Annotated in this window: 14 protein-coding genes; 12 read left to right on the top strand and 2 right to left on the bottom strand. The window is 49.1% G+C overall.

Annotated features, from left to right (window positions below):
• The first annotated feature begins 61 nt into the window (after window positions 1–61).
• Genes PFJ30894_RS01110 through PFJ30894_RS01135 form a run of 6 tightly spaced genes read left to right on the top strand, consistent with a single transcriptional unit; the run spans window position 62 to window position 5,831 of the window.
• Window positions 62–892: a class I SAM-dependent methyltransferase gene (locus PFJ30894_RS01110; protein ID WP_125668812.1), complete on the top strand. Its 831-nt coding sequence runs from the start codon at window positions 62–64 to the stop codon at window positions 890–892.
• A gap of 15 nt (window positions 893–907) precedes the next feature.
• Window positions 908–2,467 (top strand): ABC transporter substrate-binding protein, encoded by a 1,560-nt coding sequence (locus tag PFJ30894_RS01115; protein ID WP_125668813.1) that lies wholly within the window; start codon window positions 908–910, stop codon window positions 2,465–2,467.
• Window positions 2,467–3,408: an ABC transporter permease gene (locus PFJ30894_RS01120; protein WP_125668814.1), complete on the top strand. Its 942-nt coding sequence runs from the start codon at window positions 2,467–2,469 to the stop codon at window positions 3,406–3,408. Before PFJ30894_RS01115 ends, PFJ30894_RS01120 begins: the two co-directional genes overlap by 1 nt.
• The gene (locus PFJ30894_RS01125; RefSeq protein ID WP_021719086.1) at window positions 3,405–4,229 is read left to right on the top strand and encodes an ABC transporter permease; all 825 of its coding nucleotides are present in this window, start codon (window positions 3,405–3,407) and stop codon (window positions 4,227–4,229) included. Before PFJ30894_RS01120 ends, PFJ30894_RS01125 begins: the two co-directional genes overlap by 4 nt.
• On the top strand, window positions 4,223–5,167 hold the full coding sequence (locus PFJ30894_RS01130) for an ABC transporter ATP-binding protein (RefSeq protein ID WP_125668815.1): 945 nt from the start codon (window positions 4,223–4,225) through the stop codon (window positions 5,165–5,167). Before PFJ30894_RS01125 ends, PFJ30894_RS01130 begins: the two co-directional genes overlap by 7 nt.
• Window positions 5,160–5,831 (top strand): ABC transporter ATP-binding protein, encoded by a 672-nt coding sequence (locus tag PFJ30894_RS01135; RefSeq protein ID WP_021719088.1) that lies wholly within the window; start codon window positions 5,160–5,162, stop codon window positions 5,829–5,831. Before PFJ30894_RS01130 ends, PFJ30894_RS01135 begins: the two co-directional genes overlap by 8 nt.
• Window positions 5,832–5,902: 71 nt before the next feature.
• On the opposite strand, the gene PFJ30894_RS01140 is transcribed toward PFJ30894_RS01135, so the two are convergent.
• Both PFJ30894_RS01140 and PFJ30894_RS01145 read right to left on the bottom strand, forming a co-directional pair.
• Window positions 5,903–8,320, bottom strand: coding sequence for a PAS domain-containing hybrid sensor histidine kinase/response regulator (locus PFJ30894_RS01140; protein ID WP_125668816.1), 2,418 nt, complete (start codon window positions 8,318–8,320; stop codon window positions 5,903–5,905).
• 32 nt (window positions 8,321–8,352) lie between these two features.
• The gene (locus PFJ30894_RS01145; protein WP_113077516.1) at window positions 8,353–9,021 is read right to left on the bottom strand and encodes a TetR family transcriptional regulator; all 669 of its coding nucleotides are present in this window, start codon (window positions 9,019–9,021) and stop codon (window positions 8,353–8,355) included.
• A gap of 275 nt (window positions 9,022–9,296) precedes the next feature.
• Between PFJ30894_RS01145 and PFJ30894_RS01150 the strand changes: the two genes are divergently transcribed.
• From PFJ30894_RS01150 to PFJ30894_RS01175, 6 genes are all read left to right on the top strand, one after another.
• Complete coding sequence (locus tag PFJ30894_RS01150) at window positions 9,297–9,479, top strand: 4Fe-4S binding protein (protein WP_021719091.1); 183 nt, start codon at window positions 9,297–9,299, stop codon at window positions 9,477–9,479.
• A gap of 18 nt (window positions 9,480–9,497) precedes the next feature.
• Window positions 9,498–10,634 (top strand): 2-oxoacid:acceptor oxidoreductase subunit alpha, encoded by a 1,137-nt coding sequence (locus tag PFJ30894_RS01155; protein ID WP_125668817.1) that lies wholly within the window; start codon window positions 9,498–9,500, stop codon window positions 10,632–10,634.
• 26 nt (window positions 10,635–10,660) lie between these two features.
• On the top strand, window positions 10,661–11,482 hold the full coding sequence (locus PFJ30894_RS01160) for a thiamine pyrophosphate-dependent enzyme (RefSeq protein WP_044492193.1): 822 nt from the start codon (window positions 10,661–10,663) through the stop codon (window positions 11,480–11,482).
• Between the two features lie 2 nt (window positions 11,483–11,484).
• The gene (locus PFJ30894_RS01165) at window positions 11,485–12,012 is read left to right on the top strand and encodes a 2-oxoacid:acceptor oxidoreductase family protein (protein ID WP_021719094.1); all 528 of its coding nucleotides are present in this window, start codon (window positions 11,485–11,487) and stop codon (window positions 12,010–12,012) included.
• Between the two features lie 106 nt (window positions 12,013–12,118).
• Window positions 12,119–12,724, top strand: coding sequence for a pentapeptide repeat-containing protein (locus tag PFJ30894_RS01170; RefSeq protein WP_167456996.1), 606 nt, complete (start codon window positions 12,119–12,121; stop codon window positions 12,722–12,724).
• A 203-nt stretch (window positions 12,725–12,927) separates the two neighbouring features.
• The gene (locus tag PFJ30894_RS01175; RefSeq protein ID WP_125668819.1) at window positions 12,928–16,788 is read left to right on the top strand and encodes a PAS domain-containing hybrid sensor histidine kinase/response regulator; all 3,861 of its coding nucleotides are present in this window, start codon (window positions 12,928–12,930) and stop codon (window positions 16,786–16,788) included.
• Window positions 16,789–16,795: the final 7 nt, after the last annotated feature.

Below are 16,795 nucleotides of genomic sequence, written 5' to 3' on the forward strand. Positions count from 1 at the left end.
ATTATCAAAGAGGGTATGTATGCCCTCTTTGATTTTGTAATAGCAGGAGGCAGTTACCGCTATGCTTAATTTCACCGATATCGACTTCAACGCAGTCTGGCAGGAAACCTTTGGCTGGAACGCTGCCGGCGATACCGACAACCGCAAATTCAATGACCAGGCAGAAAATGATTTTTGGGTCCGGCTGGCGCCGCGATATACACAGGAATATAATCTCAATCACGATACCGGCCTGATTGCCGATAAACTGGCCGGCCTTCTGGGCAGGAATAAAACCATCTTGGAAATAGGCTGCGGCAGCGGTAATTTCACTTTGCTGATGGCACAATATTCTCAGCAGATCCTCGGTCTTGATTTTTCACCTGCCATGCTGGCTGTGCTTGAAGAGAGGCGGCTTGCCGAAGGTATCGGCAATATTCGCACGCAGGCAGGCAAATGGGAAGATTTTACAACTGACGCTATATTCGACTACATCGTCAGTGTCAATTCACTCTACCGTATCCGCGACATAAAAAGCGCTTTATTGAAAATGCACGCTTACAGTACCCAGGGCTTTATCATCGTCAGAACTATCCAGCGGCCGTTCTTTTACAGCCTTTATCAGAAAAACGGCGTGTCCTGCCCTGAATGTCCTGACTATCAGCTGCTGCCGCTGCTTTTATGGCGGCTTGGTCTGCAGGCCAACGTAGAATTTCTAACTTACCCCAAAAAGAAGTGTTTCCTCGACCTGGCTGATGTAAGTCAGGAAATGCAGGCTGATTTGACTGCGCAAATCTTTCATGAGCAGCAGGCAAAGCTTTTGCAGGCCTTTACCGGACAGGCAGCTTTTACAGACGGACGATATACGATCAGCCAGCCGCGCACTACTGTTATTATTTCTGTAAAAAAATAAATCTGGGATGAAAATATGAAACATTTTTATAAGCCCCTGTTACTGCTGCTTACGACAGCCGTGCTTTTGCTTGGCGGCTGCGGCGTGCAGCAAACTGCCTCAGAACAGGAAAAAAATATCACAGCTGAAAACAGCGCCGTTGTTTTAGCTGCCGGCAGACATTTGGCCCCAGGCGAAAAAGACGGTTACTATTGCAGCAAGATTTTAGGCGTTTGGGAACCACTGATCACCAAAGATGAAAACGGCCTGCCTAAACCCTGCCTGGCCACAGGCTGGGAGATGAAGGACGGCGGCAAAGAATGGATCTTCCATCTGCGCCGGGGCGTACAGTTCCACAACGGCAGCCCTTTTAATGCCGATGCCGTTATCAAAAACTTTGAGCGGATGAAATTAGGCGTCAAACGTTCCTCTTTTTATGGTCTGGATATCAAAACCTTTTATCCGTCGCTGATTCGTTACGAAAAAATCGACGATTACACCTTAAAATTCCTTTTTGCCGAGCCCAACGTCAACCAGCTGTATAAAATGATCGACTTCGGCAGCCCTGTCTATGCCCCGGAATGCTTTGCTCCCGACGGCAATTTTCAGGGCTTCGCTATAGGTACAGGGCCTTATAAGATCACTGAAAACGTACTGAACAAATATGTCCGCCTTACCCGCAGCGATACTTATTACGGCACTAAAGCAAAGGTGCCCGAGATAGTAGTCAGGAATATTCCCAATCCCGACGTCCGTTATGCGGCCTTAAAGGCCAGCGAAATTTTAGGAGTTCTGGACATCAACGCCATTCCGCCCTTTTTGGCTGAGGAAATCAAACAGGATGACCGTTTTGCAATATCGACCAATAAATCGACGATGATCCGCTTTTTGGCCCTGAACGGCAGCAGATTTCCTTTTAACGATGTACGTATGCGTCAGGCCGTCAGCCTGGCGATCGACAGAAAAGATCTGGTCCAGGCATTATATTTAAACTATGCCGAACCAACTGCCAATCTTTTGAACTACACCAGCCCTTATTATAAAGACTATCCGGTAGAATATGACCCCGAAAAGGCGCGAAAACTGGCCCGTGAAGTATTAGGCGGACAACGCTGCGAAGTGGTCTACTGCATCAATGGCGGCGAACCGCTGCAGAAAGGCGAAGCAGAACTGATCTCATACTGGCTGCAAAGCATTGGCCTCGATGTGACGATCCAATCGCTGGAATATGCCACCATGGCCCGGCAGATGCGCCGAGGCGACTATGACATTGCCCGCGTACAGCAGGGCTTGCCTAACGGCGACCCCTACAGTATTTTTTATACTTTTATGATGCCGGACGGCAGCCGCAATAAGATCAGCTGCCTGGCTTACCAAAATCATGAGGTCGCAGCTTTACTGCAGGAGGCCAAGCATTGCACAGATGAAAATAAACGCCGTGCCATTTATGATCGGTTGCAGCTTATTTCCATCGAAGACCAGCCTGTAGTACCGTTATTCAACGACCGCAGCATCGTTGCTTACAGCAAACGTTTAAAAAATTATGATGCGCTGGTTTACGGCGTTAATTTAGCAGAAATTGAGTTGATAGACTGATGATTAGTTATTGCTGTAAAAGAATCCTGACTGCTGTACCCGTATTGCTGGGCATCAGCCTGCTGGCTTTTATACTGGGCGTCTTATCACCCGGCGATCCGGCTGAATTTGTCCTGAATCAGGACGGATTATATGCCCCCAGCGAAGAACAGCTCGAAGCGATGCGCGAAGAACTTGGTTTGAATAAACCACTGTGGCTGCGCTACGGTCTGTGGCTGATGGGAATTCTGCAGGGCGATCTTGGCAGCAGCTATATCACCGGCCGCGACATTGCCGCCGAGATCGTGCAGCGCCTGCCTGTGACGCTGGAGCTGGCTGTACTCGCGCTGCTGATGGCAGGTGTGGGCGGTATCTTTTTAGGCAGCATCTGTGCAGTTTACCGCGGCAGCTTTTTTGATAACTTCGTCAAAAACCTTACTAATGTCATGCTCTCGATTCCCGGTTTCTGGCTGGCTTTGATCCTGATCCTTATTTTCAGCGAACAGCTGCGCTGGCTTCCCACCAGCGGTACGGGCAGCCTGAAATATTTCCTGCTGCCGGCTTTCGTTCTGGCTTTTGCCACCATGGCCACTGTCTGCCGCTTTATGCGCGGCGCACTGCTGACAGAATTTGGCCGTCAGTATTTTCTGGTCGCCAAAGTACGTGGCATCAATAAATTCAACCTGCTCACACGTTATGCCCTGCCTAATGCCATTATCCCCGTCATCGCTCTGCTGGGCAATTATTTTGCCAGCGTTCTGGGCGGTTCTGTAATAGCCGAAAGCATTTTTGCTATCCCCGGTATCAGCAGCATGGCACTGGAAGCCATCCGCTACCGTGACTATCCGGTGCTGCAGGCTTATGTTCTGGTCAGCGGCTGTACGCTGATCCTGGTGATGGTAACGGTCGATCTGCTGATCGCTTATCTCAATCCCAAGGTAAAGCTGGGTGAGCGGTCATGAAAAAATCAAACCTGCAATTTTACTGTGCGGCCAGTGTGCTGCTGCTCATTATCGGCGCCAGTATCCTGGCACCGCTCCTGGTTACACACAATCCCTTTGAACCCGATATGGCAAACCGTCTGCAGCCGCCCTCCTGGCAGCATTTTTTTGGTACTGACGCTCTGGGACGCGATATGTTCAGCCGCATTCTTTACGGTGGCCGTGCTTCGATCCTGCTTTCACTGGCTTCGGCAATTCTGTCGCTTGGTGTCGGCCTGGTAATCGGTCTCTTCTGCGGCTTTTACGGCGGCAAATTGGATATGCTGTGCACTGTCGCCAGCAACATTTTCCAAGGCATTCCGGGCAGCTGCTTTATGATCGCCATTGCCGGCATTTTCGGTCCCAGCATCAAAAGTCTGGTACTGGCGCTGGTCATTACCTCCTGGGCCGGGTTTTCCCGTATCGTGCGCGCTGAAGTCATGCAGCTTAAAGAAGAACCTTTCATCGAAGGTCTGCGCTGTCTGGGATGCAGTGACAGTCGGCTGCTGCTGCATCACATCATTCCCAATATTGTCAACAAGCTGCTTATTCTGTTCACTATCCGTGTGGGACGCGGTATTCTGTCCATTGCCGGACTCAGCTTCCTCGGCCTGGGCGTTCAGCCGCCGACTCCCGACTGGAGCGTGATGGTCAGCGATGCTGTTTTGTATTACCGCAGTTCACCGCATCTGATTTTGATACCCGGAGCCTGCATCTTTTTTCTGATCTACGCTATCAATAATCTGGGCGAATTTATGCGTGACAAACTGGATGTACGCTTTAATGAGGTGCGTAAATGGTAACTTTAAACTCTGCAGCACTTGATCTGGTGCTGCATCAGCTTTACGTGCACTTTCCTGTCCCCGGTGGACTGGTTCGGGCCGTTGACGGTGTTGACATCTGCTTCCGTCACCAACAAATCACTGGTATCATCGGAGAAAGCGGCTGCGGTAAATCCGTTTTGGGGCAGGCTATTTTAGGCATTCTGCCCGATTATGTCGCTCGCAGCGGCAATATTTTCTACCGCAGTACAGATATTCTGGCATACAACACTTCCCTGCCCGGTTTTTACGGACAGCAAATCGCCCTGATACCTCAAAATCCCGGCGACTCGCTCAACCCGCTGCGCACAATAGGCAGGCAATTCGACGATATCCTGCAGACTGCCGGACTCAATGATAAAACCAACCAGCGCAAGCAACAGCTGCTGACCTTTTTCGGATTACCGGATGCAGAGCGCGTACTCGCCGCTTATCCGCATGAGCTTTCGGGAGGTATGCTGCAGCGCGTATTATGCGCGATGAGTATTTGCTGCTCGCCCCTGTGGCTTCTGGCCGACGAACCTACCAAAGGACTGGACGAAACAGCCTGCGGCGTTGTTTATGAAAATCTGCAGAAAATAAAAACCAGACAGTCACTGGGTATGCTCATCATCACCCACGACTTACAGCTGGCACGTTCTATCTGCGCCGACATCGCCGTTATGTATGCCGGCCAGATCGTCGAATACGGTCCCCAAGTCCTTACCGGCCCACGCCATCCATATACCCAGGCTTTCTTGGCAGCACTGCCGGAAAACGGCTTTCAGCCGCTGCCTGGCCTGCCGCCATTACCGCAGGATCATTTGCCCGGCTGTCGGTTTGCGCCGCGATGCCCCAGCTGTCAAAAACGCTGTCTGCAGGAAGTCCCGCCTGTCTATGACAGCGGCACCGCGAAAGTGAGGTGCTTCCTCTATGCTTGAAGCTGTCGAAGTTTCTAAAAAATATTGGGACCGCAGCAGCGGCAGGCAATACGATGTTTTACAAAGCTGCAGTCTGCAGATCGCTGCCGGAGAAGCAGTCGGTATGATGGGACCCAGCGGCTGCGGCAAAAGTACTCTGGCACGTGTATTGCTGCGGCTTCTGCCGACAGACAGCGGCCGTATCATCTTTCAGACGCAGGACGTGACTCAGCTGTCTCAGAAACAGCTGAAACCCTTTCGCCAGCAAGTACAGTTCATATCGCAGCGTCCTGAAAGCTTTTTTGATCCGCTGCTGAAATTGGGTGCCAGCCTGCGTGAACCGCTGCAGATATTTGATCTGCCTGACAGCAGCGAGATTATCGAAGCCGCACTGGCCACAGTCAAACTGTCACCTGCCCTGCTGGACCGTTATCCGCATCAGGTCAGCGGCGGCGAAGTACAGCGCCTGAGTATCGCCCGTGCGCTTTTGCTTAAACCGAAACTGCTTATCCTGGACGAGCCGACATCAATGCTGGATATCTCCGTCCAGGCACAGATCCTACAGCTTTTAAAAAATATTCGCCGGCAGGAACAGATGGCGTTCCTCTTTATCTCCCATGACAAAGCCGTAATCAATTATATGTGCGACCGCCAGCTATATATGCAGGAAGGCAGGATCACCTGACAAAAAAACACCCAACGCTATGCGTTGGGTGTTTTACTTTAATAAGAACATCAGTACCGCTTCTCCTGCCGTTACAGCCATTGTCCCAGTACTTCCTGCAGCCGTTCGATACTGACCGGCTTGCTCAGATGCTCGTTCATCCCGGCATTGAGCGCCATCTTGATATCTGAAGAAAATGCGTCAGCCGTCATTGCCACAATTGGTATCTGCCGCGCATCTTCACGCGCCAGCCTGCGAATCTCCCTGGTTGCTTCATAACCGTTCATAACAGGCATCCGCACATCCATCAATATCATTTCATAATGACCGGGCGCAGATGCATTAAACATTTCCACTGCCCGCCGGCCATTTTCAGCACCCTCGCAGACTACCCCCAGGCTTTGCAGAAACTCCAGAGCGATCTCCATATTCAGGTCATTATCTTCAACTATCAGGACCCGGTGTCCCGAAAAATCGCTCCTGCCCGCAGGCTTTACTGCCGGCAGCGGTTTTACTGCATCATCGCCCAGCCAGCGCAGCGGCAGCGTTAAGGTAAACTTTGCGCCGCCTTCCGGCCTGTTGGCGGCTTCGATAGTGCCGGCCATCAAATTTGTCAGGTTCTTGCAGATTGCCAGCCCCAGTCCCGTCCCCTCGATTTTACTTGTACGGCTGTCTTCACCGCGTTCAAACATATCAAAAATTTTCGGCAGCAGTTCTTCCGACAGCCCCGGACCGTTATCGCTGACAGTAAAAACATACTGCGAACGCTGCGGGATCACTGCGGAAAGCTCCTGCAGCCCCAAAACGATTTCTCCACCTTCCGGAGTATATTTGACCGCATTACCTAAAACATTAAGCAAAATCTGCTTGAGATGCGTACTGTCAGTCATAACCTCCGCATGTTTCAGCTCTTCAAGCTCCAGCCGCAGATTTTGCATTTTTTTACCGGCCATCGGGCGGATGATATTTAGTACATCCTCCAGCAGCTGCGGCAGGCTCAGCTCATCATCTGTTAAAATAACTTTACCGCTTTCGATCTTCGACATACTTAAAATACTGTTGATCAGCTCCAGCAAATGGGCGGAGCTGCTGCCAATTTTATTAAGACAGTCCAGCGTTTTGACTTTATTCTCAATATTCTGCCTGGCGATAGTCGTCATTCCGATGATCGCATTCATGGGCGTACGGATATCATGGCTCATCTGCGACAAAAAAGCGCTTTTCGCCTCATTAGCAGTATGCGCCGCCACCAAAGCTTCCTTCAATTCCTGCTGCTGTTCCATCTCACGGCGGCGCTCATCATCAATAAAACGCGCCACCAGGACCGCCTGTTGTTTTTTCGAACCGCTGTAATCCGGCAGATATGAAACCATCAGACTGATCCATTTATAGACCCCGCCGTTTTTGCGACGCAGCTCCATTTCCAGCTTATCACCGGTTTTAGTCAAAACCCGGCGCATCTCCCGTAAATTAAAACGCTGCCTGAATTTATGCCAGTCCTCGCGCGGTACTACATCTCTGGTATAGGCCAGAAATTCCTCACAAGTGCCGTTATACGGATAGTCCACGCATTTTTGCCCGGTCAGCTCAACAAAATGATAAGTACCTGCGTCCAGATCAAAATGCACTACTGCATAATAAATATCGCCCAGCACGTGATTGATCTCATAATTAAGGCTTTCGACCAGCTGCTTTTCCTGCTGCATCCGTTTCCAGGCGTCGATATCGCGCATCGTACCCACAACGCGTACCGGCAGTCCCTGTTCATAAACAGTCGTTGCCTGCACTAAATACCACTTGTTATCTACCTGTTCGTCAATATAACGGCGCATCCTGATTTCCAGGGCTTCTTCGCTGCGTTCACCGCGCAACAGGCCCAGCCAAGCCTCCCGATCCGATGGATCGACAAGATTTTCTTTTATAACTACGGAAAGATAATCCGGGATATAACTGCGCCGTGTTTTTTCCTGAGAATTTTCAGACGCTATATTGCTCCAGGAATGCATCACCTGTAATCTGATATCATATTCAAACAGCAGATCTATACTGGATTCCATTGCGACCCGGTAACGTTCTTTTTCCTCGTACAGCTGCCGTTCCATATCCCGGCGCTGGGTAACGTCGCGCATAAAACAGCCGCAGTAGCCGTACATCGGCTGATAGCAGTCGACCGACAGATATTTTTTTAAATTTTCGTTATAATCCTCGATATTTTGGGTCAGACCTTCCAACGCTGTTTTCGTATAGATATTCAGCCATTTGGCGCCGTTATCGCCCCAAATATCACTAAAAGACATTCCCAAAAGATAATTTTTACCGTCGATACCCAAAAAAGAGGCACAGGCGCTGTTGGCATAAACAAAGATAAAATCCTGAGGCAGTCCGCTTGCATCGGCCTCTACCCTCAATACATATACTGGCAGCGGCAGCTTATCAAACTGCATCATCATACCACGCTGCATCGCGGCAAAATCTTTGTTGAATTGTTCTAATAAAAGCTTCTTTTCCAAGCTTTCTCACCCTTCCGCGGCCAAAGCCAAGGTTATCTTACAGCATGCCCGTACAAAAACCTGTCGACGATCAGATCCGCCAGTTCAGCATCGGTAAATTCAGGCTGACCCACATAGTGCAGCACCGACATCGTTACCCCGCCGAATAAATGGTGAGCCGTGATCGTAGGCTGCCCCTGCTTCATAAAGCCAGTCTCCATACCTTCGCTGATGATCGTCACCAGACATAGGACCTGCTCCCTGATCAGATTGCGGTACCGCAGGATACGGTTATATTCATCTTCAGACAGAGTATCACCGTACAAAGAACTCATTTCCCATGAACCATCGTTTAAAAATACCGGATGAAAGCCGCGCTGATTGCCGCTCACCTCATACCATAAAATCCGATACAGATCCTTATTATCCCGCAGAAACGGCAGCAGCGCCAGCATATAGCTTCTGATTTTTTCGCTGGTGCTTTTACCTGAAGCAACCACCTCCTGCAGGCATTGCAGGAAAGGCTCTATCTTACTGGCGACAAGTGTATAAAATAAGTTATCCTTATTGCCGAAATATTTATAGACCGTGCCCTTACCTGTATCCGCAAGCGCAATGATCTCGTCTAAAGTCGCCTGCACATAGCCGCGGCGGCTGAAAACTTCCTCTGCTGCCAGCAATATTCTCTGATCTTTAGGTAAGGTTTTGTCTATTTCGCGCATAAATCAAACTTCCTTTCAATAAATATTTCTATTTCTCCATTATTATATATTATTATAAGTTTTTTAGACAAACTTTACAAATTTATCTTTCCAAACTTCACTTTGTTTCATCAAAAAATTTTGCTATTTTATTTTTTCACAATTTTAGGGCTTTATATCGCCGATGCTTTCCTATATAATAGAGTTGAAATCACAGAAAACTATTATTTATTTTTTCTAATTATTTTTGTTCCGCTTAAGGCGGATAGTTTTTGAGAAAGAAGGAGGTCGCGATTATGAGTCTGAAGGTCCATACAAATCGCTGCAAAGGCTGCGGGATCTGCGTAGCATTTTGCCCCAAACAGGTTTTGGCAATCAGCGAGATCGAAAAAGTAGAGGTGGTCGCCGAGGATAAATGTATCCAATGCGGCCAGTGCGAAACACGCTGCCCTGACTTTGCGATTTTTGTAGAAAAGTAAAACGGAGGAGTTGAAATCATGTCCAAAATCCTTTTGTTACAAGGCAACCAGGCAGTGGTCGAAGGCGCCATCGCTGCCGGTGTAAAATTTTTCGGCGGCTACCCTATCACACCCTCTACCGAAGTTGCTGAATCTTTGGCTGAACGCCTGCCTCTCGTCGGCGGTAAATTCATCCAGATGGAAGACGAGATCGCTTCCATGGGCGCTATTATCGGCGCAGCGCTGACCGGCAAAAAAGTTATGACCGCGACCAGCGGACCCGGCTTTTCTTTAAAACAGGAGCTGATCGGTTATGCCTGCATGGCCGAGATCCCTTTGGTCATCGTCAACGTGCAGCGCGTAGGCCCGTCTACCGGCCAGCCTACCTCTCCTTCCCAGGGCGACCTGATGCAGGCCCGCTGGGGCACGCACGGCGATCACTGGCTCATTGCCCTGACCCCGGCCAGCGTGCCTGAATGCTTTGAACTGACGCTGCGCGCTTACGCTCTCAGCGAAAAATACCGTGTTCCCGTTGTACTGCTGATGGACGAAGTTATCGGCCATATGCGCGAGAAGATCGAACTGCCGAACGATTACAGCGAGATCCCGCAGGCAGAACGTAAACAGCCTGAATGCAGCCCCGAAGAATTTAAAGCCTACGCTACCGACGACAGCCTTGTACCCGCCATGCCCGCTTTCGGCAGCGGCTACCGCTGGCACGTCACCGGTCTGGTACACGACGAGACCGGTTTCCCGAAAGGTACACCGGCTGCTACTTTAGCCGCTACCAACCGTCAGCATGACAAACTTTACAACAATCTTGACGACATCGTCCAGGTAGAAAACTACCAGATGGAAGATGCCGAATATGCAGTTATCGCCTTCGGCGGCGGTGCCCGCACCGCTTACGAAGCTGTGGATATGGCACGCAGGGAAGGTCTCAAGGTCGGCCTGATGCGCCCGATCACGATCTGGCCGCTGGCTGACAGGCAGATCAAAGAACTGGCCTCCAAGGTCAAAGGTATTTTGGTGCACGAGCTCAACTACGGACAGTATGTACTGGAAGTAGAGCGCGTCGTCGCAGGACAGGTACCGGTTGCGCTGTACGCAAAATACGACAACGAACCGGCTACCCCCGCTCAGCTGCTGGCTGAGATCAAAAAGGCTATGGCCTAAGAAGGAGAGGAGATTTGATTATGAACATGGAAGCAATGATCGATAAATATTTCCGTCCGGGCCGCCTGCCTCATATCTGGTGCCCCGGCTGCGGCAACGGTGTCGTTACCGGCACCATCGTCAAGGCAGTTGCCAAGCTTGACCTTGATAAAGACAAAGTCGCAGTTATTTCCGGCATCGGCTGCAGCAGCCGTGCCTCCGGCTATTTAGATTTCAATACAGTCCATTCCGCACATGGACGCGCTTTGCCGGTAGCGACCGGCGTTAAACTGGCTGACCCCGGCCTGACTGTCATCGTCGTTACCGGCGACGGCGACGCTACAGCGATCGGCGGCAACCACCTGATCCACGCTGCCCGCCGCAACATCGATATGACCGTCGTACTTTACAACAACAGTATTTACGGTATGACCGGCGGCCAGTATTCGCCTTTGACACCGACAGGCTCCAAAGCGACGACGGCTCCTTATGCGACGATCGAACAGGACTTCAACGTAGCCGAGCTGGTCAAAGCGGCCGGCGCTACCTTTGTCGCCCGCGGCACCACTTTCCATGCCCAGATCCTGGCCGACCTGATCGCCAAGGGTATCGAACACAAAGGCTTCAGCCTGATCGAAGCTGTTACTGCCTGCCCTATCTCCTACGGACGCCAGAATAAAATGGGCGGTCCCGCCGACATGATGAAATGGCAGCGCGACCACGCAGTACCGCTGGCAGCCTGGGATAAAATGACCGAAGAACAAAAAGCGGGCAAATTCCCGATCGGCGTACTGTATCAGGTTGAAGGCAGACAGGAATATACAGCAGCCTACGACGAGCTGATCGCCAGAGCGCAGGGAGGTAAATAATCATGAAACAGGAATTACGTTTATCCGGTACCGGCGGCCAGGGCCTGATCACAGCCGGCATCATTCTGGCAGAGGCGGCGCTTTTAGACGGCAAGCTGGCGATCCAGTCCCAGTCTTATGGCCCGGAAGCCCGCGGCGGCGCCTCTAAAGCAGAGGTCATTATCTCTGATGAAGCGATCCACTTCCCGAAAGTGACCGACCCGAACCTGCTGCTGGCAATGAGCCAGGAAGCAGCTACCAAATATTCACACGACCTGACGGCAGGCAGCGTTATGATCACCGACAGTCTTTTCGTCAGCGACGTGCCTGACTTCGGCGGCAAGGTCTACGAGCTGCCGATCACCCACAGCGCCAAAGAAGTGCTTGGCAAAGCGCTTTTTGCCAACATCATCGCGCTGGGAGCTTTGGTGAAGCTGACCGGCATCGTCAGTGAAGAATCGCTGGTCAAAGCTGTTTTGAACCGCGTACCGAAAGGCACTGAAGAAAAAAATAAACAGGCATTGCAGGTTGGTATGGATCTGATCAAATAAGCTGCTGTAATCCCCGGCATTATTAATAATGCCGGGGATTTTTGCGCATTCCGACCCCTTATGTGTTATAGTAGTAATATACACATCAACATTACGAGGTAAAAACATGTTAACCCAACAGCTTGCTGCATCCCGCAGCGAAGACGACGGACGTATCTCCGATATGTCTTTCCATGATGAAACTCTGAATAATGAAGACCTCAGCAAAATCATTTTTCACAATGTCCAGTTCAGCAAATGCCGCTTTACACGCTGTGATTTCTCACAATCACGCTTTTTGTCAGTCGCTGTAAAAAACTGTGATTTTTCCAACTGTAATTTCAGCGAAAGCTTTTGGAAACAAGTAACTATCACCGACAGCCGCGGCAACGGTGCCGATTTCTCACAAAGCTGCTGCAAGGAATTGACCTTGTGTGACAGTTCCTTTGCATACGCCAATTTCTCCAAATCACAATGGGAAAACTCTGCCGTCAGCAACTGCTCTTTCAAAGAGTCCTTCTGGGCTGAAGTACGCCTGAAGAAACTTACTTTAGCAGCTTCAGTTTTCAGCGGTGCCGACTTCTTTAAAACACCTCTTAAAGACCTTGATTTTTCAGACTGCAAAATCGATGGCATTACTGTTTCAGAAACTTTTAAAGAACTGCGGGGCATGCAGATCAATTTACTGCAATCCGCTGACATTGCCAGACTGCTGGGCATCAAAATAGTTTAAAATCCCGGCTGGCTTTATTTTAATTTTCACACACAACATATAAAACCTGGATTGCTGTTATCAAAAATAACAATAATCCAGGTTTTATATTTTTCTTGATTAATATATTTAACTTTTTATTTTTATATTCATTTAAAAAATGTTATAATTTTAATATAAAAAATTATTTATTATCGTCCTGTTTATCAGGGGGAGGATCTGCAATGAAACGCTTTGACAAAAAACTAAATGCCCAGGATATCATTAACGCTATTCCCGGCGGCGTCGCAATCTATAAAGTTTCCGACATCTTTGAAACGGTTTACTATTCTGACGGCGTACCCGCTCTTTCCGGCTATAGCCGCGATGAATATGACCTGCTCATAAAACAGGATGCTGCTGATCTTATCTATCAGGAAGATGCCGCTATGGTCATTCGGAAGATACGCCAGGTACTGGAAGCCGGAAAATCGGCAAGCTTTGAATTCCGCAAACAGCATCGCGACGGACACATCGTCTGGGTCAATGTTCACGCCCGGAAAATAGGCGAAGACGGAGGACATCCCCTTCTGCAATGTGTATTCCACAATATTTCCGCCTTCAAACAGGCCCGAGAAGAGCTGGCACACGTCATCAATTCTATTCCCGGCGGCATTGCTGCCTATGATTTTAATGATATGCAAAATCCCCGGCGTCTGTTTTGTTCCGATGGTGTTGCTAAACTTTTCGGCTGCAGTGACGCAGCTGATCTGCAGCATTATGCGGCCAATCCCTGGAGCATGGTTTTTAAAGAAGACTATCAGCGGGTCTACGATGCTTTCCAGCATATGTTCATCAGCAGTGACACTCTTGATCTTTCTTATCGTATCACCCGAAAAGATCAGGTACTGGAATGGGTCCATCTGAATGGCAAAGCTATCAACGGCATCTTTTATGCCGTTTTTACCGGTATGTCCGATGAAGCCAAATTATTCCAGCAGATCAGCAACGAAGCGGCCCAGGGTATCTATGTCATTGATAAAAAGAACCATGACCTGCTGTATTACAATGAAAACGTAGAACTTTTTTTAACAGGTAAAAACAATGCCTGGGGTAAAAAATGCTACACCGCCCTGCACGACAAACAGACTCCCTGCACCTTCTGCCCTTTATCAATGATCAAAAATATCGAAAAACCACAGGAGCTTACCTTCTCAAACGGCAAAAGCTACGAGATCCGTGCCAAAGAACTTGAATGGAACGGTCTGCCTGCTTACACGCTTTTTATTAACGACATTACCGATAAAATAACCAGTTCGCGCAAAACCGAGCAACTGGAACAGTTTTATCAGACCCTTGTCCAGAATCTTCCTGGCGGCATTGCAGTCATCCGTTTTGATATGGCAAAAAAACAAATGCTCCCCGAATATATTTCCGAGGGTTTCGCCGCCATGACAGGTATGTCCACTGACGAAGCTTACGCGCTTTACAAAAACGATGCCACAGCTGGCGTCCATCCGGACGACCTTGACTATATCATTGGCCGATTGAATCAGCATCTCAAGAAGCACCTTGATACCTGCGAAAGTATCTACCGGCTGCGCAAAAAAGACGGCAGTTATATCTGGATCAAAAACAATTCTTCACTCATTTTAAGCCCAAACGAAATACCGCTTATTTATGCAGTTTACAGTGATATCACAAAAGAAATAGAAGCGCAGAACAAGCTGCGCCAAAAATACAATGACCTTTTACTTCGTCAGCAGAACTATCCGCTTTCTAACGAAATTCTCAGCGGTTACTGCGATATAACCGCCAACAGGATCCTGCGTATTTACGACAAAACAGGTATCGATCCCCTGCAAAAATTTGGTTTCGAGCGCCAGAACTTTTTCAAGGGGCTGGCCACTCTTATCGAAAGCCCGGAAGAACGAGAGCACTTCCTTAATACCTTCCTCAATGCCCCGCTGCTGGAAAAATTTGCTCAGGGCATCAACAGTCAGGAACTAGAATGCTTTATCCGTATGCCTCATGATAACAGCGGTCATTACCTTAAATGTGTCATCAATATGATAGAATCACCGGATAACGGCCACACGATCGGCGTACTTTCCGTGCTCGATCTGACACAATTTAAGATCAACGACCAGATATCGATGCATCTGGCGCACGCCCATTATGATTTTATCGCTACCTGTGATTTCAACAGCGATAGCTATCAGCTTTTTTTCACAAACAGCAAAGCGAATCTAATGCCGCCTGAACAGGGAAGCTACAGCGAAAATATCGTCGCCTTCCTGCAGACCTTCACTGTCCCCAAAGATCGGGAATTTTGTATGGAAATGTTTGATCCCGCCAATATGCAGCGGCGGCTGTATCACGAAAATTCCTACTCCTTCCATTATTCACTGAAGGATGAACAAGGACATATCTATACTAAAAATATGATCGTATTCCTGATCGATCAGCGGCTGAATAAAGTCGGTATGGCCCGAGCCGATATCACAGACTACGTACGGGAACAGCGAGCGCTGCTGAATACGCTGGCCTATACCTTTGAGCAGCTCAGTATCATCAATCTGGTGACAAAAGAATTTACAATGTATACCCGCAAATCTGTACTGCAAAATCTGTCACCCTATAAATGCGCGGACTTTAACAGAGCACTGCACAAGCTCAGCCTTCCTTATACTAAACTGGCAGCGGATGAAACTGCGGCAGAAAAATTTTCTTTGCCGGTCATCCTCAGCAGGCTGGCAGAGAAACCGCAGGGTTACGAATTTACGCTGCCGTATCTTGCTAATGACGGCAGCGAAAAGAACAAACAGATCAACGTCCTTTGGGGCGACGAAGGTCATCATACGATTTGTCTTGTCCGATGTGATGTTACTGATATCATCAGCGCCGAAAAAAATTCCCGATCCGTACTGCAAAATGCCTTGGATCTGGCTCAGGAAGCCAACCGCGCCAAAACAGATTTTCTCTCCGCTATGAGCCACGACATCCGCACGCCCATGAACGCGATCATCGGTATGACGGATCTGGCCCTGGACGATCTGGATAACCGTCAGCATCTCAGCGAATATCTCGATATTATCAAAAGCTCTTCGTCACATCTGCTGACGCTGATCAATGACATTCTGGATATGAGCCGCATCGAAAAAGGCAAACTGAAACTGGCGCGTACCTCGTTCAACTTGTCCGTAGAAATAGACAGATTCTGCAGCCGTTACCAGCTGTTGATGGATAAAAACAGCCTTAACTTCCTGCATAACGCAGAACTTCTTCACTGCAATTGTATCGGTGATACCGCACAGCTGCAGCGGATCTGGGATAACCTTGTCAGCAACGCCTGTAAATTCACACCTCCGGGTGGCACTGTTACCTTCAGCGCCTGCGAGCTCCCTTCAGACAATGAGCGGCTCGGCTGGTATAAATTTACGATCAGCGATACCGGTATCGGTATCGACAGCGAAAGCCTGCAGCATCTATTCGATCCTTTTTTCCGCAGCAGCGACGTCATCAGCAAGCATATCGAAGGTTCCGGACTGGGACTTGCCATCGTCAAAAATATCGTCGATTATAAAGGCGGTACGATTTCCGTAACCAGCAGGCAGGGTGAAGGTACGACTTTTACTGTTACACTGCCGCTGCACTTCGATACTGCAGCTGAACATCCTGTAGAAAAACCAACGCACACTTTTGGCAGTGCTGATTTTGATTTTTCAGGGAAATCGCTTCTGCTGGCAGAAGATCATCCGATCAATCAAAAGGTCGCCGAACTGATTTTGGAAAAAACGGGTGCGGCAGTCACGATCGTTGAAAACGGTCTGCAGTGCACAGAGCTTTTCACTGGATCTGCAAAGGGCAGCTTCGATGCTATCCTGATGGATATCCAGATGCCCGTCATGAACGGCTATGAAGCCGCCCAGGCTATCCGCAGCAGTACACATCCACAGTCAGCAACGATCCCTATTATTGCCATGACTGCCAACGCTTTTGCAGAAGATATTAAAAATGCGCTGTCAGCTGGTATGAACGCCCATATTGCCAAACCTATCGACCCGCAGAAGCTCTATGAAACTCTGGCAGCTTATATCAAATAACAAAAAA

It is taken from the genome of Phascolarctobacterium faecium (assembly GCF_003945365.1).
GTDB lineage: Bacteria > Bacillota > Negativicutes > Acidaminococcales > Acidaminococcaceae > Phascolarctobacterium > Phascolarctobacterium faecium.